At 55.2% G+C, this 19,254-nt stretch carries 12 protein-coding genes; 5 read left to right on the top strand and 7 right to left on the bottom strand.

What is annotated here, in order from left to right:
* Nucleotides 1–13: 13 nt before the first annotated feature.
* The gene (locus P9L94_19040) at nt 14–3,022 is read right to left on the bottom strand and encodes a hypothetical protein (protein ID MDP8246187.1); all 3,009 of its coding nucleotides are present in this window, start codon (nt 3,020–3,022) and stop codon (nt 14–16) included.
* A gap of 363 nt (nt 3,023–3,385) precedes the next feature.
* Here P9L94_19040 and P9L94_19035 point away from each other — a divergent pair, with 363 nt between their 5' ends.
* Together P9L94_19035 and P9L94_19030 are read left to right on the top strand one after the other, a co-directional pair.
* Nucleotides 3,386–7,180: a GH116 family glycosyl-hydrolase gene (locus tag P9L94_19035; GenBank protein ID MDP8246186.1), complete on the top strand. Its 3,795-nt coding sequence runs from the start codon at nt 3,386–3,388 to the stop codon at nt 7,178–7,180.
* An 82-nt stretch (nt 7,181–7,262) separates the two neighbouring features.
* Complete coding sequence (locus P9L94_19030; protein MDP8246185.1) at nt 7,263–7,973, top strand: DUF1080 domain-containing protein; 711 nt, start codon at nt 7,263–7,265, stop codon at nt 7,971–7,973.
* Between the two features lie 56 nt (nt 7,974–8,029).
* On the opposite strand, the gene P9L94_19025 is transcribed toward P9L94_19030, so the two are convergent.
* From P9L94_19025 to P9L94_19005, 5 genes are all read right to left on the bottom strand, one after another.
* Complete coding sequence (locus P9L94_19025; GenBank protein ID MDP8246184.1) at nt 8,030–9,976, bottom strand: hypothetical protein; 1,947 nt, start codon at nt 9,974–9,976, stop codon at nt 8,030–8,032.
* Nucleotides 9,973–10,401 carry a Holliday junction resolvase RuvX gene (gene ruvX, locus P9L94_19020; protein ID MDP8246183.1) on the bottom strand — a complete coding sequence of 143 codons (429 nt, stop codon included), beginning with the start codon at nt 10,399–10,401 and terminating at the stop codon, nt 9,973–9,975. Before ruvX ends, P9L94_19025 begins: the two co-directional genes overlap by 4 nt.
* Entirely contained in the window at nt 10,394–11,404 is a 1,011-nt protein-coding gene (locus P9L94_19015; GenBank protein MDP8246182.1) for a radical SAM protein, read from the bottom strand. Before P9L94_19015 ends, ruvX begins: the two co-directional genes overlap by 8 nt.
* Complete coding sequence (gene rnc / locus P9L94_19010; protein ID MDP8246181.1) at nt 11,405–12,130, bottom strand: ribonuclease III; 726 nt, start codon at nt 12,128–12,130, stop codon at nt 11,405–11,407.
* 88 nt (nt 12,131–12,218) lie between these two features.
* Complete coding sequence (locus P9L94_19005; protein ID MDP8246180.1) at nt 12,219–12,893, bottom strand: STAS domain-containing protein; 675 nt, start codon at nt 12,891–12,893, stop codon at nt 12,219–12,221.
* A gap of 270 nt (nt 12,894–13,163) precedes the next feature.
* Between P9L94_19005 and P9L94_19000 the strand changes: the two genes are divergently transcribed.
* From P9L94_19000 to P9L94_18990, 3 genes are all read left to right on the top strand, one after another.
* Nucleotides 13,164–14,078, top strand: coding sequence for a metallophosphoesterase (locus P9L94_19000; GenBank protein ID MDP8246179.1), 915 nt, complete (start codon nt 13,164–13,166; stop codon nt 14,076–14,078).
* A gap of 2 nt (nt 14,079–14,080) precedes the next feature.
* On the top strand, nt 14,081–14,236 hold the full coding sequence (locus P9L94_18995) for a hypothetical protein (GenBank protein ID MDP8246178.1): 156 nt from the start codon (nt 14,081–14,083) through the stop codon (nt 14,234–14,236).
* Between the two features lie 252 nt (nt 14,237–14,488).
* Entirely contained in the window at nt 14,489–18,250 is a 3,762-nt protein-coding gene (locus P9L94_18990) for a heparinase II/III family protein (protein ID MDP8246177.1), read from the top strand.
* 80 nt (nt 18,251–18,330) lie between these two features.
* On the opposite strand, the gene P9L94_18985 is transcribed toward P9L94_18990, so the two are convergent.
* Nucleotides 18,331–19,224 carry a hypothetical protein gene (locus P9L94_18985; protein MDP8246176.1) on the bottom strand — a complete coding sequence of 298 codons (894 nt, stop codon included), beginning with the start codon at nt 19,222–19,224 and terminating at the stop codon, nt 18,331–18,333.
* Nucleotides 19,225–19,254 lie beyond the last annotated feature (30 nt).

Here is a 19,254-nt window from a genome sequence, read left to right as displayed (position 1 = left end):
GCGATTTTTTTTGTTACTCAACCACAATCACATCTGTCTGCATTTGTTGTTTGATGGTGATGATGAGATGCTTGCCGTCTTCCTGGTATAACCACCAACCGCTTTGATCTGAATCCGATTTCATTTGCAGCGCTTCGCCATTGAGATAAATCGACTCCGGCTTTTGTGGCAATGGCGCTATGAGAATGCTCGTCGTGCGCCCTGGGGTTGATGAAAGCGAAAACGATAACTTGCCGCCATCGCGCTTCGGGTCGCTGATTGCGGCGTTGGCGCTGACGCGTTGCGCGTCGGGCGCGGCTTTTTCAAAGAATGCCGTTTCGATATCCAAACTGTTGCCGTGCAGCGCGTGTAGGTTGGTCATGATGTTTTCGGGATTGATGTACGCCCCGCGCGCGGTGAGGCAATAGTCGCCGTAACTGTCGGGCAGCGTCCCTGCGTAGGGGCCGTCGGTGAGTTGCTGCCAAAGCGCACTGTTGATGATGCCTTCGGCGATCATGCGCCAGTCGTAGCGGTCGTCAAACGGCGCCAGTTCTTGCAGCGCATACGAATAGACCAGCCCGCACCATTGCACCGGAACGCCGCGCCAGCTATGCGTGAAGAAGGTGGTTCCAAAAATGGGGATGGTGGCATAACGCTGCAAGGGGCGGTCGTCGAGTTCCCACAGGTAATGAAACGCCAGCCCGGCGCGCGCCCAGTAGACTGCTTCATCGAGATAAGCGCGTTGGTTGGTGATGCGGTAGGCGTCGAGGTTGGCGCGGGCGGCGTACCCGCACACCATAACGTCGGCGGCGGCGAGAGGACATTCCCACCCTTGCGACCCGCGAGGAACGCGGAGGGCGTTCAGGGCTTTGAGCGCTTTGAAGCCTGTCCACGCCGCGTTTACGTCGCCGCTGATTCGGGCGTAGCGCAACAGGCGCATGGCGTTGGGCGCGATGGTGCCCGAAACCACTTCGCCGGCTTCGCCCAGGTCTTTTTGTTCGGGTTTGTTGGGACCAAAGCCCCAACTGCCGTCGAGGTCCTGCGCGTTGGCGAGACGTTGCGCCGCGCGTTTCCAACCCGGCAGCGATTGCTCAACCACGCCCCAATAAAACGCCGCCTCCTCGAACATGACGTGGCAGCCCGCAGGACTCGCCAGCCCCGCTTCGCCCTGGGTTTCTAGAATGTGATTGCGTACTGTCTCAATGCGTTGCGACAGCGCTGCGTCGTTGTCTCCAGTGAGAAAGCGGTCGAAATCAAGCAGCGCCAACATGCCGCCAGACGGGCTTGCCGCCCAGCCCGCGCAGTGACCCCAGCCGGTTTTTGTTTCGTCCCAACAGGTGGTCATGTAGGCTTCGCGGCTGACGCGGATGGCGTCTTCGTATGAACGCGGCGGCTGCATGGGCTGCGGCAACTCGCTGCGTTGATAGAGCGCCGTCCAGGCGTCGATTGCGTCAATCGGGTCGTTGGATTCCGTCAAATACATTGCATATTGCAGGCGCACGGTTTCGCCGGGTTGAATGATGTAAGGCTCATGCGCGGCGTCGGCGTTTTCTAATACATAATTGGGAACCGAAGGCGCAAACACGCCGAAGCGATGGTTGTTTTGTTCATCAAAACAATTGGGAACGGCGAAGGTCGGCGAGAGCGTCTGCTCATTGCGCGACCAGGGATATTTCGGCGGCCATAACAGCGATATCAGAAGATTGTCTTGCGTAAGCGCCATCAATGGAATAGTGATTTTGTAGGGATGCGGGCGGTAATGGTCGCGTACTGGCGGCCTCGCTACTTCGTCGCTGGATGAAACCGCATAGCGGTCGAGATATTCAACGCCGGGCAATAGCGCGAGGTCTTTGCTGCGGCCAAAACTGCGCTCGCCCGGGTAAAATTCCGGCCCGCTCAGATACAACAGCCGCCCGCCGTCGCCTTGTAGGGCAACGTCAAACTGCAATACGTCCACCGGAGATTTGATCCGTCTCGCTTCGAGCGAATAGCGCCAATGGACGCCGTCTTTGTCGCGCCATTTGGTTTCAAATTGAATGCTGGAGGCGTCGCTCTGCACGGGCTTGAGGCCTGCGACGGTGAGGGTGTGGGTTTCGCCGCGATGGGTTTGCGTCTTGACGGTCCCGAGATCAGGCGACCAGGCGGCGCTGCGCCATTGGGCGCCGACTTTCGCGCTCAGTTCAATCGCCTGGGCGCCGCCGTCAGCCAAAACAAACCGCGCGCGCCAGTCGTCGGCGTTCATCTCAAAAGCGCCGGGAACTTTCGCGTCAAACCAGCGGGCGACAGTATTCATGGATGGCCCGCCGGAATTGATTTCACAGCGTAACGGCGCGGCAATGGTTTGATGAGACGCCGTTCGCCACTCGACGTAAGTCTCTTGATTGGGCGGGATGGAAACGCTGCGGGTGGCGGCGCCGATGACTTCGATTTCCGGCGGCGCAATCAGTTTTACAATCACGCTTCCGTCTTGGTCTCCCGCGTTGCGCAGCCGCGCTCGGACGCGCAACGGTTCGCCCAGGTTGGCGAACGGCGCGGCGGGAGCGAACCGTATAGGTTCGATGCGCGGGCCGATGCGGTCGATCAGTTCAAACGAATGCAGCGTGACTTTACTCATGGTGTCGGACGGGTCGAGGCGCAGGCGCGTAATGGTTCCCGTCCACTTCGGGTTCGCTGCCAGCGACAAAACGTATTCATGCGGCTTGCCGTCGGGTTTGAGTTCCACCCGCGCACTAAAGGGTTCTGAATAACCGGGGTTGTCTGTGCTGATCCAAAACACTTGTATTTGCGAGCCTGCGCTGGCGCTGAGGCGGATGCGCATGGCTTTGTAGTCGTCGCTGGAAGCGGAAAACGGCTGCGTGTGAATATAGGGGTCGGCCCCGGTGCATTCAAACGCAAAGCCTGGTTCGCTTTGCGAGAACGCGCTCACATCATGCAGCGCCGACCACTGGCTCTGGCTGCTGAGGTCGATGCGGGGCGCTGCGGTTGCGTTAAATAGGAATGAAATGCAGGCGAAAAGAAGAAGGATGCGTAATGTGATTTTCATGGATGGTCTCCAAATCAGATGCGGCGTCGAATCTATAAACAAAGCGAACCTTCATCGTCGCACATTAGGCTTCAAATTTCAAACTCTGTTATCCTGTTCATCCTGAAAATCCTGGTCATTCTGATTCTGACAAAATGAAAACCGATCCTTGAACCCTGATCCCCCCGGCGCTGACGCGCCACCCCCCTTAAAAAAAGAGGGCTTTTCCTCTGCTGCCAACGCTAGCGATGTGACGCCCCCTCGCCTTTATGTTCTGAATCGTAAGGGGAACTGCGGCATCCCTGTTGGAAAATCGCCATTTTCGCCACAATGTACTATCTTCAATACATAAGAAGCCGGATATTTGATTGGACCTTTGTTACGATGATGAACCAGATTGTTAGCCGCGCATTGCGAATTATTCTGTGCGTATTTTTATTGATTTCCGCCAACGCGGCGGCCTTTGCGGATGTCTTGCTGGGCGGCGTTGGGACAGGCTCGCTGCTGCTTCGCGAAGACGGGCGCTGGGACCGCATAACCATCAACAATAACCCCCATCACCCCATCAACGCGCCTGCGGGCTGCGCTGCGGCGGTCTATGTGAAGAGCGCGAGCGCGTCTCAGGCGAAGTGGCTGCATATCGGTGAGCGCGGGGTGGAGTCGGTTTCGCTCAGCGGCGGGTTCCCACTGGCGAAGGCAAGATACGCGGACGGCGGCCTACCGGTTGGCGTCGAACTGAATGCTTTTACGCCCTACGTTTCCGGCGACCTCGATGAATCGTCTATCCCGGCGCTGACGTTGCGATATCGCGTCCAAAACCCGACCTTGGCGCCGATTGAGGTTGCAATCGCGGTCCGTTGGCAAAACGGGATCGGGATTGGCGGCGCGGCGCAAGCGATTTCTCTTTCAGGAACCTGCAAGCACGAAGCGTTTCAGAGCGGCGGCCTGTTGGGTGTTGGGATGGGGTTTGAATCCAAAGATAAAGTTGAACCTGCTCAACAAAATGCGCTGGGCGAATATACCCTGGCGGCAATCGAGCAAGACGGCGCCGAAGTTTCGATTGCGCCGTTGGTTTCAACAACAAACATGGATGCGCTGTTGGATGATTTTTCGCAAGACGGCGTGTTGTCGCGCGGCGAGGCCGAAACGGCGGAGGTTGAGGCGCAGTCAGAGCATCGCCCCGCAGCGGTGGTTTCGATGAAGCAAACCATTGCGCCCGGCGAGGCCAAAGATTATGTGTTTGTGTTTGCCTGGCGGATGCCGCATTGGAACTTGTTGAATGGCGATGAGCGCGGCGTGGACTATGCCAAGCGCTGGAAGTCGTCGCAAAAAGCCGCCGAGGCCGCCGAAGGCCGTTGGCAGCGCTGGCTGGAAACAATTGAAGCGTGGCAGCAGCAATATTATTCGTCCAGTCTGCCGGAGGCGTTTGTCTCCCGTCTTTTGAACGGCGTTGGGCTGTTGGCGGCTTCTACCGTTCACTTCGATAATAACGCGATGGGGCTGTTAGGGCAGGACCCCAAGTATCCCGGCCAACTGGCTTCGCCCGAAGAATTATTGGCGGCGGCGCCGATGTTGGCGCTCGAGTTCCCCGCATTGTTGAAAGACCAACTCCTGCGATTGGCGGACGGTCAATTGTCGGACGGAGAGGCGCCGAGCGCGGCGGGGTCGGTTTTGTCGGGGCTGGATTCAAACGATGCGCCCGGCGGTTTTTTAGGGCGCGCATCGTCGGCCTCGGCGTTTGTGTTGGCGGGCTTTTACGCCTATCTCGAGACAGGCGACGAAGACTATTTAAAAGATATGGTTCCTAACTTGCGCGCGGCGATTGTGTGGCTGGCGAAACAGGCCGAAGACGGCGGCGTCCCCCGGGGGCCGGTGCTGCTTGGCAATGCGTCGCGCCATGCGACGTCGCTTGAAAATATTGATCTCTATCTCGGCGCCTTACGCATCGGCGAAGAACTGGGCCAGTGGGCGGGCGATCTTGAGTTTCAATCTATCTGCCGCAAGACCTACCGCCAGATTGCGCAACGCGCGATTCAACAATTATGGAACGGCGAATTTTTTCTCAATGAATTTGATGTGAATTCACAAACCCAGGCGCCAACCGTGCAGCCGGGGGCGTTGCCGGGGACGGGCTTCTTGCAGTCTATTGGTTGGAACCTGCCGCTGGGCGACGAGCGCATTGTCTCGCGTTGGCGCGGGTTTGCCGATCAATCAAGCGGTAGCGTGTTGCCGCGCTCGTGGGCGCCGGGGCTGGATGTCGCGTCGATGATTTTGGCGGGATACCCCAACGCTGCGCTGCAAGCGGTCAACGTAAAATCGCATATTCAAAACGGTTGGGACGTATTGAATGACGCCAGCCTGTGGTGGGCGCAGTCGGCGTTCACTGGCGCGGGCTACGATCCACACAACGAACGCTTTATCGTCGGCCCTTCGATGGTGGGCGGCGCGGCTGAGGCCAACGCGTTGCTGCAATCCGGCGGCTATACCTTCATGTTGGATGCGGCCCGCCCGCCGGAAACCGGGCAGACGACCGCGCGCCTGCGGGTTCAATCGGTTCCCAGAAAAGCCCGGTTGAAACAAATCGCCTTTCGCCCGCCTGCGATGGGCGACCCCGACGCGGCGGTGTTGCGGGTGTTGTTAAACGGCAAGCCCGCCGTCGGTCAGGATTTCACCAGCGGACGCTCGCGCGTGTTTGAGTTTTCCTACCCGCGCGCGCTCAAGAAAGACGACGAATTGATTTGCGTGTATGCGTCAAATCAGGGGGGGCGGGTGCGCGTGGATCTCGCCGCGAAAGTCGCGGTGAACTTTGGCGCCTATTGCGACATTGAACCCATCAACTCAAGCGCAGGCAACGCGGCGTTTCGGGTCAGAAACAGGCTGCGTTCGCCGCAAATCATTTTTCTCGAAATGCAGGGCGGAGGCGACGCGCTTCAAACCGCCGCGTTAGACGGCGCCCGAATTGCAGGGTTGGCTGAATCGGGGCTGGCGGTCCCGGTGTTGTTGCAAACCAGCCCGTTGACGTTGGATGACCAGGATTGGCTACGCCGCGCACAATGGGCGTGTGCGCAATCGACACGGCGCATTGTCCCGTTAGAATCCATCGCCAGGGAACTCGGCAGCCAGTTGTGGGATTTACAAAAACGCATCGACGAAGCCGTTTCGTTAGACGCGCAAGAGCGCGGGTTTCTACTTGAAATCGGCCCGGCGGATTCGTTTGCTTCAGAAGGCGATCAGAAAGAAAAACGCTCGCGTACATCGCTGTTGGATGTGATTGAGCGAGCGCGAAAAGAAGAAGCCAGTTTTTTGCAAGACGTTTTGCGCCGTTGCCCGGACCCGGTGGTTTCCGCCTTGATCGTGGGCGACTTTGCGCCGTTGACCATTAGCGCCAAGGCCAGCCCCGCGCCGCCTCAGGCTGCGCCGTTTACGGTTTCGGTCGAGACGCGGTTCCCGGTGAAAGGCGATTTAGATTTCCGGGTTGCGCTTGACCCGCCTCAACAATGGCAAGTGGAATCCACCGGCCCGTTGGCGCCCGATGAAGCGGCCATGCAGCAGGGGAGGCATCGGGTGGAGTTTTCTGTAGCGCCTGCCGAAGACCTGTGGATGCGCCGCCGCTTGTTGCCTGCGGTGATTACCGGCTTATGGAACGGCATGCCGCTGCGGCGCGAATTGCAACTGCCTGTGGGGCATGATTTTATCAAACAGTGGATGACGGTGGGGCCGTTTTCCGATGCGCGCGGCGAGGCGTTCTCGGCGTTGCTGCCGCCCGAAGTCGATATCGACGTGACCGAAACCTACAAAGTTCCCAAAGGCGAAATCGCTTGGGCTGAGAACACATTCGACAATGGGTTCATCAATTTCGCGTCCGCGTACGGGGGCGATTCGGGCGCGGCGTATGCGTATGTCAGCGTATATTCTGCGCGTGAACTGCCCGCCCGTTTGGAGTTTGGCGGCGCGGGCGATGTGAAAGTCTTTTTGAATTACAAAGAGATGTTTTCGCAGCGCCGCTATTTTCAACCCCGGCCCGCTGCGGACATCCATTATTTTAAGTTGTTTCAAGGATGGAACCATTTTCTGGTCAAAATCAGCAAACGCGACGGCCCCTGGGGATTCTATTTTGAACTCTCTGATATCGACGGCAAACCGATTCCCGACTTGCAATTCGCGTTAGACAAAGCCTAGACCTTTGCGAAGCGTTTCGGTTTAATGGTTTCGCCGCTTGCGAACGCAGGCAGGCGCATACTTGGTATCTGGAGGCAATTCAATGAAGCGTTTTTCAACAACATTTTTATCGCTCGCCATCGCCGCAGGGTTTCTCTGCGTCAGCGCCTATGCGCAAGGCGACCGCAGTTTTCCCATCAACAAGCCCGAAGGAAAACTCAACCAATTGACCGAGCAGGAAAAAGCCGAAGGATGGGAACTGCTGTTCAACGGCGAAAACCTCGACGGCTGGGCGCCTGACGCTGGCGAATGGAAAGTGGTTGACGGCGTGATCGTCAGCAAAAGCGGGACCGGCCACCTGTTCAGCGACCGCACCTTTAAAAACTGCATCGTCCAGTGGGACGTATGCGCGTATGACGTCGCTATCCCCAAAAAGCGCTACGGTAACTCCGGCGTGTTTGTCCGCACCGTAAAAACCGGCGGCGGCTTCCCCAAGGGTTATGAAATTCAGGTTGACCCGTATGACATCAACAACCCCACCGGCGGCATCTATGGACGCGCGCCCGGCAACCTGTTAGTCGAAGACGGCAAATGGAAACCGGAAGCCTTTTTTGAAGTGCATGAAGGCAAATGGATGCACCAGCAAGTGATGTGCATCGACAATCACTTCATCATTTGGATCAACGGGAAAATTTCATTGGATTGGAAAGACCCCGACAATGCGTTCCCCAACGCCGGGCCGCTTGCGCTGCAAAACCACCATGCGACCGACGTGGTGTTGTTCGCTAACGTCAAAGTCAAACCGCTCGACTAAGTCAAACGCCACAAGTCAAATCAAATGCCGGAGGGTGTGTGCTCTCCGGCATTTTTTTATGGATTCACGCGAAAAATTTTAATCACATCGGGATAGTCGGGGTCGCTATAGACGGCTTCGATTTTACCGCTTTGGATGAGTTCGTCCATGCGCTGCTGCAAGACCGGGCCGAGCCTCCAACCCAACGGGCCGTAGCCTTTCGTGAGGCGACTCAGTTCCGAACGATTATACAAAATATGGGTTATGTTGCTGAGATTGCCGTTCGCTAACGGATGATGATTAAACACCGTCGGCGCAATCGCGGTGAACTTGGCGCCGTAAGCCTGCGCCTCGCCAACGAATAAAACGCCGCCGACTTGCGCAGGGTTCTTTTGCCTTTGTTGATTCAGCCAGTCGATGGCGCGGTAATGCGGCATGCGTTCGCTGAAGTAGATTTCTTCGAGCGTGGGCGATGAAAGATAGCCGACCGATTGTGAATTGACGACCACCCGCGCGCCCAGCCAGAGTTGCATCACAATAAAAAAAGAAAACAAAATTTTCAACGTACGCTGCGTTCGGCATTGCCCGCATTGCGCAATGACGAATACGGGGAAGATCGCCAGCAGCGGCAGCAACGGCGCCAAAAAGCGGTCATTGCGTTGAGTGAGAAAAAACCAACCCATATATGCAACTACACAAAACGCGGCGCCGTGCGCGAGGCCGCTATTGCGCGGCTTCGTGAACATCAGCGGCAGCGCCGCCAGCCACAGCGGCGAGAAACCAATCGGCATAGATTCGAGCAGTGATTTTTTTAGCGGCAGCCAGAAGAAATCGAGCGCCTGCTGCGCCAACGGCGCCGACGTGGGGGCATGAGCGGCTTGGAATAAATCGGCGAAAATCGGCGGCGTTCCACCTAACATCGGCGTCAGCAGCGGGTAGACCGGGTTCTCATATAAAAACGCGTTGCGCACCAGCCAGGGCGCGCACCACACGGCGGCGCCGGCTGCGCACCACCCGAAAGCGTTGCAGCGCCGCCATTGTTTTGAGGCGAGCGCGTCAATGAATACCATTGCCGCAAAGGGCGCTGCAATCGACAACGCCGACACATATTTGGCGCCGAGCGCAAACCCCATCGCCGCCGCGATCATTAAGCCGTCGAGTGAGTTCGCTTTCTCGCGATAGCGTTCATAGGCGAGCAATAACACCGCCGTTGAGCCAACCAGCGCTGCATCGAGTTTGCCTTGCATGAGTACGCGTAACAGCAATCCGGTCGCGAGCAGGATCAGCGCGCTCCAGGCGGCGCTGCGTCCCGCGCCCCAACGCTTGGCCAGCGACGCCGTTGCTCCGGCGCCGATCAGGCAGAACGCGAAGAGCACCACTTTGCAGCCGACGCTGCTTCCGACCGCCAGCGGCCACAAAAACAACATCTCTACATTCATGGGGAACGCGCAATAGACGTTGCTCGAAAAGGCGACCCAGCCGCCCGTGCGCAGGAATTGTTCGGGTGCGTAAAGGTGATATTCGTGCGTGTCATACCAAAGCGGCGGCAGGCTGGCGGCGACGGCGAGAAGTAAGAGCGCGGCGCCGATGGCAAGCCATAATTTTTTTGATGACGCTTCGGCGTTGCGAACTAAAAGCATCCACGCGGTGAAGCGCTGCGCCCAGGCGCGGCGGTCAAGAACGATGGCAATCGCCGAGAGGGTCAAGAAGACAATCGGGTTGCCGATGCGCAGCGTCAGCAAGATGAAGCCGAGTAAGGATGCGAGAGCGAATGACAAAAACGCTGTGTATAGAATGCGTTCGTTCGAACCGTCGTTTGGGGCGAGGCGCTGAATGATGCGTTCTGCGGTTCCCCAAAACATCAGCAGGGGCAACAGGCCCGCGATCCAACCGCGCAGGTGAAGCAATGGCCCGAGAAATTCATTTCGATAAAAAAACGCAAGGACAAGCAGAACAATCAACGCCGCTGCGATTGCGCTGACTGCTTGGGGAGATTGTCTTGTCTGAGGCGCGGCGTGGTTCATCCCATTGATTTCGAATCAAGATAGCCTTGTAGAATCCAGGCGGCGGCGGTTTTGTCAATCACCTGTTTGCGTTTTTTGCGCCTTACGTTGCCTTCAAGCAGTGCGCGCTGCGCTGCATGGGTCGAGAAGCGCTCGTCCCATAAGTGTACAGGAACCCCGACCGTTTCGCGAAGTTGTTTTGCGAAGGCTTTGGCCTCGACGGCTTTGTCGCCATGCGCCCCGCTCAATTTTTTAGGCAGCCCCACCACCACTTCACAGACGGATTCACGCTCAATGATGGCGAGCACGTCTTCAATCAGTTTTTTGACGCTGGAAAACTCGAGCGTGTCAAACGGCTGCGCAGTGATGCGTAGCGCGTCCGATAGAGCGACGCCGACGCGCTTGCTGCCTAAATCCAATCCGAGGATGCGCCCCCTATCAGTCATCGTTACTCCAAAACAGCGGCTGCGAACGCCCGTTGATTTGAAACGTATGGCGCTCGACTTGAGGGCCGCGCAAAATTTCCACGGCGTCGCCCCATTGTCGCGCCCAGCGAAGCAGGTTGCATTTTTTCGTCCCGGCGACGATGGAATAATCTTTTGGGTGAATGATGATTTGAGTTGCGCCATACAAACGCATGGCGCGTTCGATGGTCTCGCCCGCCAGCAGCGATTCGACGTCGTGGCGCAGAGCGTGGCTCCACGGCCCGGCGACGATTTTGTCGGTCCCGTCGCCGCTTGCGTCTGACACGCCCAGGCCGATGCGGGCGATGACGGTCCCCGCGCGGCGCAATTGGACATAGCCGAATGCGCATTGCGCAAGCGCGTCGTCGAGCGTTTGCGGTTGATAGGCGCCGCGTTCATATAGGCGGTGCAGCGGCGTGTTTTTGATGACTAGCGTGGGGGCGATGCGCGCCAGATGGGGGCGCAGTTCGATCGCCTCGCCGACCGTTTCCCGCCAGGAGGCTTCACTTTGCGCGGGCAGGCCGGTCATAAGGTGGACGCCCAATTGAAAGCCGTGTTCTTTCACGCGGCGGCAGGCGTCGCGCGCCGTCTGGGCGTTGTGACCGCGTCCGCTCTTTTGCAAGACCCGGTCGTCAAACGATTCGACGCCCAGTTCAATGGTGCGTACGCCGCGTTCCCAAAGAAAAATAAGCGTGTCGCTGTCCACCCGGTCGGGGCGGGTCGAGATGCGTACGCCGCTGGCGTGGTTTGAATCGAGATAGGGGCGGGCGCGTTCCAGGCAAGACTGCATGGTCTCGCGGGGCAGGGCGCTGAAGGTGCCGCCGTAGAAAGCGATTTCGTATTCATCGTCGGTTTGATGCAAAGATTGCAGGCGTTCATCCCAGCAGTCCTGCTCGTCTTCGGAACCGACGATGAGCGGCTGGTTGCAGTATACGCATTGGTGGCCGCAGCCTTGAAAGGGCATGTAAAGCGGCAGCACTTTCATTTATGCGGTTTCCTGAACGCCCAGTTCATTGAGCGCGTTGGAGGCGGCGGCGCGTTCCGCGAGTTTTTTGCTCTTGCCTTCGCCGCGTCCAATGCGTTTGTCGCGGACGAAAACTTCGACGACGAATAATTTATCGTGGTCAGGCCCTTCGGCGGAAATCACCCGATAGGCTGGCAGGACGCCGAACGATTTTTGTACTTCTTCCTGCAAGATGGATTTGTAATCAAGAATGCTCTCGCCGCGCGAGGCTTTGTCGATTTCTTCAATCAGTTGATCGATCACAAAGCGTTTGGAGGCTTCGATGCCTTCTGATAGATGAATGGCGCCGACCAGGCTTTCAAACAAGTTGCCTTGGATGGAGAAGCGGGTGCGGCCTCCGGTTTGCTCTTCGCCTTTGCCGAGCAAGAGAAAATCGCCCAGCCCCAGCGTTTCGGCGCGTCTGGCGAGAATGCGTTTGCTGACCACCACGCTTTTGATTTTAGAGAGCTGCCCTTCGCGCAGGTCGGGTCGGCGCTCATACAACGCTTCGGTCACGGCGAAGCCGACCACCGCGTCGCCCAGAAACTCGAGGCGCTCGTTGCCGTAGTTGGCGCAGCCGTCTACTTCGTTGGCGTATGAACTGTGACAGAACGCGAGGTTCAATTGTTCCGGGTCGAGTTGTGGAAACCCGAGTTGGTCTGCAAGCATTTTAATTTGGTCGAGACGTTCAGGGTTGAGCGGGATCATGGTCGTTGGTTACGCTTCACTCCAGGGCAATTTCAAAACATGGCTGAGAATGCGTGTATCAAAGCCGAACGGCAGGCGATAACAAGGGTCACGAAAAGGTTCGCATTAACAGCGCAGTCACCGCTTGCTCGCGGTCGCTATAGACTTCTATGATAGCCGACAAGCGCGACTTTGACATGACTTCTTCGATGTGGCTGTCTGGCGGGACGAGAATATTGATGGCATGGCCTTTTTCCCGGTATGACTCCAGGGTTTCGCTCAATACGCCGAAACAGTCGTTGCTGATGTGAGTGACGCCTGCAAAGTCAAATAACAGCGGTTTGATCTTCTCCGGCAATTCGCGCAACGCGCGTTGAATCTTACCGACCGAGTCGACCCCCAGGCGGCCTTTCAGGTCTAATTCATAAATGGCGCCGACTTCGCGAACTTTTACGCTGAGGATATTTTTTTTAATCGAACCGGACCGTACCCGCTCGACCATGTCTTTCTGGTCGCCGGAGAGAATGCGTACGCGAAACGAGCCGCGGCCTTCATTATAAATGACGTGCGCCTCGAATGACTTTGACGACTTGGTGATGCTCTCCGCCGGGATGGGTTTTCCGTCCCAATCGGGCGGCGCTTCGATCATAATCAAGCTCATGCCTTTATCGATTGCGTGAGACGAACGCAAATTGGCGTGAAAATCTTTTCGGTTGATCATCGAGGCAAAGAAAACCTCCTGGTTTTCTTTGTTGACGCATATATAGAGTTTGTTGTCCGGCATTCCCCGCATCCCATAGAACAGTAGCGTTTCGTTTATGACATCATAGCGTAGCGCAAGCGTTGCGGCTACAGATGAATTTGCTCGAATTCGCTCTGATCGAAGAGTTTTGTTTTTTAATAATTCCACTTTAACAATCGACCGTCAAACCTTTTTAACGCTTTAATAAAGCGAGAGACAAAATAGCAGCCAGGAGATATCCTGAATCACGGCCTTTTGCCTCGTTACAAAAAGAACAAGACGCGCGACCACGCGTCGATTGGAGAGAAAACCATGCGGCGATTTCATTTTTTCTTGATGGTAGTATTGGCGACGGTGTTGGCGTATCACGCGGTTGGTCAAGATGACGCTGACCAAAAGCCGCCCTACTTTACCATCGTGCTGATGCCGGACACTCAATTCTATTCTGAAAAATTTCCTCATCTGTATCAGGCGCAATGCCAGTGGATTCGCGATAACGCCGAAAGCCAGAATATTCAGTTTGTGATTCATTTGGGCGATATCGTTCAAAACCGTAACGAGAACGAAGATGAGTGGAAGATTGCGCGCGACGCCCATCGCCTGCTTGACGGCGTTGTTCCATACACGGTCGCGCCGGGCAATCACGACCAGGACGTCGAAACGCGCGACTCATCGTTCTTCAACAAATATTTTCCCGCCAGTGATTATGAGACGAATGAATGGTATGGCGGGCGCATGGGCGACGACAATGATAACAACTATTGTTTTTTAGACGTCGATGGCTTGAAGTTTATGATCGTGAACCTTGAGTATGAACCATCGGACGAAATTCTCGCTTGGGCGGACGGCGTGATGAAGCAACATCCCGACCGCCGCGTGATTGTGGCGACGCATAAGTACATGTCGCCCCAAGGCCGCAACGACGCAGGCGTGAAGGTTTGGGAGCAGTTGGTCAAAACCAACGACAATATTTTTATGGTGGTGTGCGGGCATGTTGGCGCGTTGTCATTACAAACTAGCATCAATGACGCGGGCGGCGTTGTGTATGAAATTCTGACCGACTTTCAGAGCATGGGTGAAGAAGGCGGCGGCGGTTGGTTGAGACGGTTGCAATTTTACCCAAAAGTGGACCGCATCGTTGCTTATGATACTTGCGTAGTGGATGGGAATTCAAAACTCGGTGATATCTTTCATAACTACCGGCTGCACTATGACATGACAGACTGAGCGTGGATTTATTTTATACTGAACCAACGGAAGCGGCTTGGTTGTTGCGCAATCAATCGTCAGCGAGCGCAACAATTTCAGCGCCCAGCGTTTTCGCGGTGCGGATGCAGCCCGACCCGCGGTCGCCGACCCCGATGCCGCCGATGCGGACGGCGTGAGTTGTGAGTCGTCATTTTTTTTCCCCTGAAATCATGTCATGGCGAACAATCAAACGGTTCAGTGTTCTTATCATAAAAAAAAGCGTAGAGACAATAAAGCATATCATAGATTCGCGTAGAGTGGATATCGCAATATCACCTGTAGACCTTCTTTAAGAGGGATTTTCAGAACGGCTTTTTGCGTAACTTTGGCGGATACGGTACGATACACATAAGAGAAAGACGCATTGACGCTGAGATTGGGATGAATGGATGAACCGCCTGTTTTTCTGTTGGATTGCGTCGCTCGTTTTCATTAGCAATATTCCATTCGCCGCCAGCGATACCTACCCGTCGCCTCAGGAGGCTCAACAGTTTGCCGATAGAGAGCGGCGCGACGAATGGTTGCGATTACCGCACCAACCAGGCGCGGCCTTGCTGCAACAAACGCAAATCGAATTTCCGCTTGCGGTTCGCGGCAACATCGAGGCGCTGGTTTCCGTCCCGGGAACCCAACTGCAACTCACCATCATCAAGCAGGATTTTAATTTAGAAGCAGGCAGCGACGCCTTTGCGGTGTTTGCGCTCGACGCGTCTGATAAAAGCGTCGCGGTGGGCATTTCATCTGACGACGGCGACGCAACCGCCAGCGGCGTGTTTGGCCCGGTTACGCAAAAAACCATGACGTTGAATTTGCCTGAACCGGGCGTCTATCGTTTGCGCACTAACGCCAGCCGCGATAGCCGCTATGCGCTGGTGGTTGACGCGCCGTTTTTTGGATTGCCCTCGACCCTCGAATTGCTCAAGCCCGAACAGTCGGCGACGCTCTATTTTTATGCGCCGCCCAACGCGGTTTCGATACGCCTGCGCACCCAACACCTTGATGGACTCGGACAGACGATTGAGTTGTTTGATTCAACAGAACAATCAGTTTCATCCGTCGAACTCGCAGAAATCAATCGCGACTATACGCTGGTCGCTGACGTTCCCTCTGAACAAGCGGGAACGCTGTGGCGATTGTTGGTACCGAAAAGCGACGTGCTGATTGAGGGAGACGGGTTTAATTATTTTTATTTGGAGCCTGAGTCGGCGTATCCGTTCCCCTCGCTGGATAACCTGCTGCTGCCGCGTTCACTTTCGATGACTGGCGCCCCGGGCGCTGCGGTCCCGTTTCGGTTTCGCATTGAGAACCACAACGCGCAATCGCTATCGTTTCTTGTTTCTGCTGAACAAACCAGCGGGGTTGCGGCGACCGTTGAAAACCTGTCGCCGATTGTTGTGCAGAGCGCTTCGACGGCGCGCCTCCCCCTGCGTATCCGCGCGGCGCAAAACGCGGCGGATAGATCAATCGCGCAGTTTAGAATCACGCTCAGCGATGAGGCGGGAACGCCTATCGTTCGCGCCAATGCGGAATTGCGAATCAAGGCCAGCGCCGCCGAAGAACGCGCGCCGCGCTATGTTTTCTTTGACGAAGACCGCCTGCAAGCAATTCGCGAAAGTGGAAGCAATGGCCCCGCTGATATGCAAGCGATTTATTCCAGCGCGTTGCGTTTTGGCGACGCGGTGGTTGCAGACAACCTGCCGGTGCTCGATCTCGAAGCGGGCTGGACGGGGCGCTATATCTCTGACGGCGTGGGCGACGGCGACGACGACCCCAACGACGGCGACGGCGCGCCGCTGATCTTCGACGTGCGACAACCGCATCTGCACATCAGTTCCAGCGACGGGCGCATCTATCAGGGCGAGCAATACGACGCCGGTTGGCGCGGCTTTTATCACGACGATCAGAGCAACCGCCTGCGCGGGCTGGGGCTGGCCTATGCGCTCGAACCAAAGCCGGAATACGCCCAGTTACTGCGCGCGATGTTGACCGACTACGCGACCCGCTACAAGACCTGGCCGCTTGACGATTTTCTCGGTAACACTACCGTGCGTTCGGCGCGAATTACCACCGAGACCTTGGGCGAGGCCATCTGGCTGCATCGCATTGCCTTGGCATATTCGCTGGCGCGTTGGGACGCGGCCTTTAGCGACGCCGACCGCATTCACATCGAAGAAAACCTGCTGCGCCCCGCCGCCGAAATCATTCGCGGCAACCCGATGGGAACCAGCAACTGGCAGTCGTGGCACAACGCCGCCGTGGGCCTGGTCGGCTATATTCTCAATGACTCTTCAATGGTCGAGTTTGCGCTGCGCGGCGGGAACGGGCTGGCGTTTCTCAAGGCCAACGCCATCCGCGACGATGGCTTGTGGTTTGAAGGCTCGGTGGGCTATCACTTCTTTGCGCTGCTGCCGCTTCATCTTTTGATGGAAGCCGCCGAAGCCCACGGCGAATCTGTCTATGACGAAATAATCGAACGCGCTCATGTTTCAATTTTGGATATGGTGTTCCCCGATGGTTCGTTTCCTAACCTCAATGACTCGACCAACCAGAACGTGTATTCCCGCGACATTCTCTATGAATTTTGCAACGCCCATTATGATGAGAATTATCTGTTCGATGGAATTCTCACATTTATCTATAAGGAACTGGGGCGCCCGCGTTCAGATTTTGAGACGCTCTTTTTTGGCCGCGCCTATCAACCGGCCTTTTTCTCGCCGCCGCCCTCATTGAAAGAAGAGATGGGCGTTGCGATTCTGAGAAGAATCAATTTTCTATCGCTTCCGGTCGCGCTGATGGACTTCGGCCCGCACGGCGCCGCGCATGGGCATTTTGATAAGTTGCATGTTTCGTTGTTCGGGCAAGGCAACGAATGGCTGCCTGACGTCGGCGCGGTCAGCAGCAGCCAGCCCACGCAGGAGGGATGGTTTCGCCGCACCATCGCGCACAACGCCGTCATGATGGGCGAAGCCGGACAGACGTTTGACAGCGAGTTGGAACGCCCGATTGATTTGTTTCCGCCCTTTTATGAGTTGCTGCAAGTGATGCGGGCGAAAATCAGCCAACCGGCGTATCCGCAAGGCAGCGTTGACCGCACGGCGGCGCTGGTGGGTGAAGACTATCTCATCATCATCGACGAAGTCGCCGATGGCCCTGCGCCTTATGATTTCGTTTTTCACACGCTGGGCGCGTTTGACGGCGTGCAAGCATTTCAGGTTTCTGAAGACGCGCAGGTATGGCGCGACTCAACCACCGGCTATCAATATCTCGAAGCGCCGCGCCTGTTCGGGCAGGGAGAAGCGGTGGGCATTTTAGAAGCGGAAACCGATGCGCCGTTCATGATCCAAGCGCGTCATCGGTTCGGCTTTGCTGACGACTGCGAGACGCTCAACGATTGGAGCGGCAACGTCGGGCTGGCGACCGACGCGACCCAGGGCGAACATTCGCTGCAATGGATCGTGATTCCGCGCGGCTTTAACAGCATCGGCAAATCGTATGAAATTGTGAACCCGTCCGCCCCGGCGCCGCAACGATTGACCTTTGATTATAAAATCGAGGCCGCCACCTTCAGCCAGTTTTCAATTGCACTGAACGGACTCAACCCAAACCAGCGCGACCACTTCATTATTGGCGTGCAGGGTGAATTACCCATCGGAGAATGGAACCAGGCTGACATTGATCTAACGCAGCCGGAATTTTCGTTTGAAGACCCATTGCGCACCCATGTTCTGCAATTTCGATTGAGCGGCGCGTCGGGCTTTGAGGGGTTCTACCGCATCTGGATCGACAACATCCAAACCTGGAGCAACGATGCCATCCATCTCGGCGAAGTGCGCGGCTTGCAGCTGGCCTTTGCGGGCGGCGGGGCGACGAAATATTTTCTCGCGAAGGGGCCGTCGCAATCGTTGCCGCGAACGCATCCGGTAGTGATCGCCCGCCGCGACGGCGTGAACCAAACGCGCCACATCACCATCGCCGAGCCGTTTCTTGGTCAGCCGACAATTTCTAATGTCCAATCCATCAGCGACGGGATGCTAATGATCGAGCGCGATGACGGGTTTGATATTTTTGAATACGACCTGGACGCCAATCAGTATTCCATCTTCCGCGACGGCGGCGCCACGGGGATCAAAGAATGGATGTTGTATGAGTAATGAGGGGAGCGAAAATGATCCGCTTCTTCGATTCTATAATATGTGTAAGAGCTCTTTGAATACTTAATTGTAATTAAATACTAAGAGTTTTTTTTCTTCCTTGCTCTTGCTAAACTGCATTTACATTTAGGATTTTTTGAATAACCGTTGACCATCCTATTATGATATTTAGACAACCAAGAATATTTTTCACACACATTGTTATCAGGAGAATTAACATATGATTCTTCAATTTTCTGCGCATGCTTAATAAGCCAGTTATCTGTATTTTTACGATACCCATTTCTTTCGATCTTGGTTTTTTTATCGGGAGTCGCATTTCTGTGTTCTTCAACCTGTCTTTCAGAAAGTCTCCAGTCTAATGAATCTAAGCAAATTGAAATATAATCTAAATACCAAACTTCTATTCCATTTTTAATTGATTTGTATTTTTTAAATAAATCTTTTACTGGATCTAGTTCATTGCAATAATAATCTCTATGCTTGTGCTTAGAAAGGAAATTGTAAAAACCCTTTGACAATGCAATTATAGGCATCTTGGCAAGTTTCTCAATCTTATAAGCACTTACCAAGCTTTTGCTTATTAAAGATGTCCTAGATTGAAACCACCATCCTAAATCAATTCCTCCCCTGAGAAATAAGCCATTTTGCACGCATGATCCTTGAGCGATAGCAAAGTTAGATAATTCAATCATTAAAGGATCAAATGTTCCGTCATATTTGGTAGCGTTAGATTTTAATGGGATATTGATCACTACGCAATCTGAAAATGCAAGAACCTTTTTTTTGTATAGTTTTTGAACATCTTTTATTGATGAATCCTTTGTTTTGAAATCAAATTCTTTTTGAATTTTCTCAAGCAATAATTGTATTTCATTAATATCTTCATAAGTTTTTGCCGACAAAACTTTTTCGCTAAAACCTAAAATATCAATAAAAGCAGTTATTCCATAAGAAACCATGTTTCTTTTCATGCTTTTCTCACTTCCTTTTTTTGTTTAAGT

Origin of the sequence: Candidatus Hinthialibacter antarcticus (assembly GCA_030765645.1) — a bacterium.
GTDB classification, from domain to species: Bacteria; Hinthialibacterota; Hinthialibacteria; order Hinthialibacterales; family Hinthialibacteraceae; genus Hinthialibacter; species Hinthialibacter antarcticus.
This window is presented reverse-complemented; position numbering and strand designations above follow the sequence as displayed.

What these genes read in the sequence shown, in the direction of transcription:
- P9L94_18985 (MDP8246176.1), bottom strand. Translation starts at nt 19,224, where the DNA reads ATGAAAAGAAACATGGTTTCTTATGGAATAACTGCTTTTATTGATATT.
- P9L94_19040 (MDP8246187.1), bottom strand. Translation starts at nt 3,022, where the DNA reads ATGAAAATCACATTACGCATCCTTCTTCTTTTCGCCTGCATTTCATTC.
- ruvX (MDP8246183.1), bottom strand. Translation starts at nt 10,401, where the DNA reads ATGACTGATAGGGGGCGCATCCTCGGATTGGATTTAGGCAGCAAGCGC.
- P9L94_19025 (MDP8246184.1), bottom strand. Translation starts at nt 9,976, where the DNA reads ATGAACCACGCCGCGCCTCAGACAAGACAATCTCCCCAAGCAGTCAGC.
- P9L94_19015 (MDP8246182.1), bottom strand. Translation starts at nt 11,404, where the DNA reads ATGAAAGTGCTGCCGCTTTACATGCCCTTTCAAGGCTGCGGCCACCAA.
- P9L94_19030 (MDP8246185.1), top strand. Translation starts at nt 7,263, where the DNA reads ATGAAGCGTTTTTCAACAACATTTTTATCGCTCGCCATCGCCGCAGGG.
- P9L94_18990 (MDP8246177.1), top strand. Translation starts at nt 14,489, where the DNA reads ATGAACCGCCTGTTTTTCTGTTGGATTGCGTCGCTCGTTTTCATTAGC.
- P9L94_19005 (MDP8246180.1), bottom strand. Translation starts at nt 12,893, where the DNA reads ATGCCGGACAACAAACTCTATATATGCGTCAACAAAGAAAACCAGGAG.
- P9L94_19000 (MDP8246179.1), top strand. Translation starts at nt 13,164, where the DNA reads ATGCGGCGATTTCATTTTTTCTTGATGGTAGTATTGGCGACGGTGTTG.
- rnc (MDP8246181.1), bottom strand. Translation starts at nt 12,130, where the DNA reads ATGATCCCGCTCAACCCTGAACGTCTCGACCAAATTAAAATGCTTGCA.
- P9L94_19035 (MDP8246186.1), top strand. Translation starts at nt 3,386, where the DNA reads ATGATGAACCAGATTGTTAGCCGCGCATTGCGAATTATTCTGTGCGTA.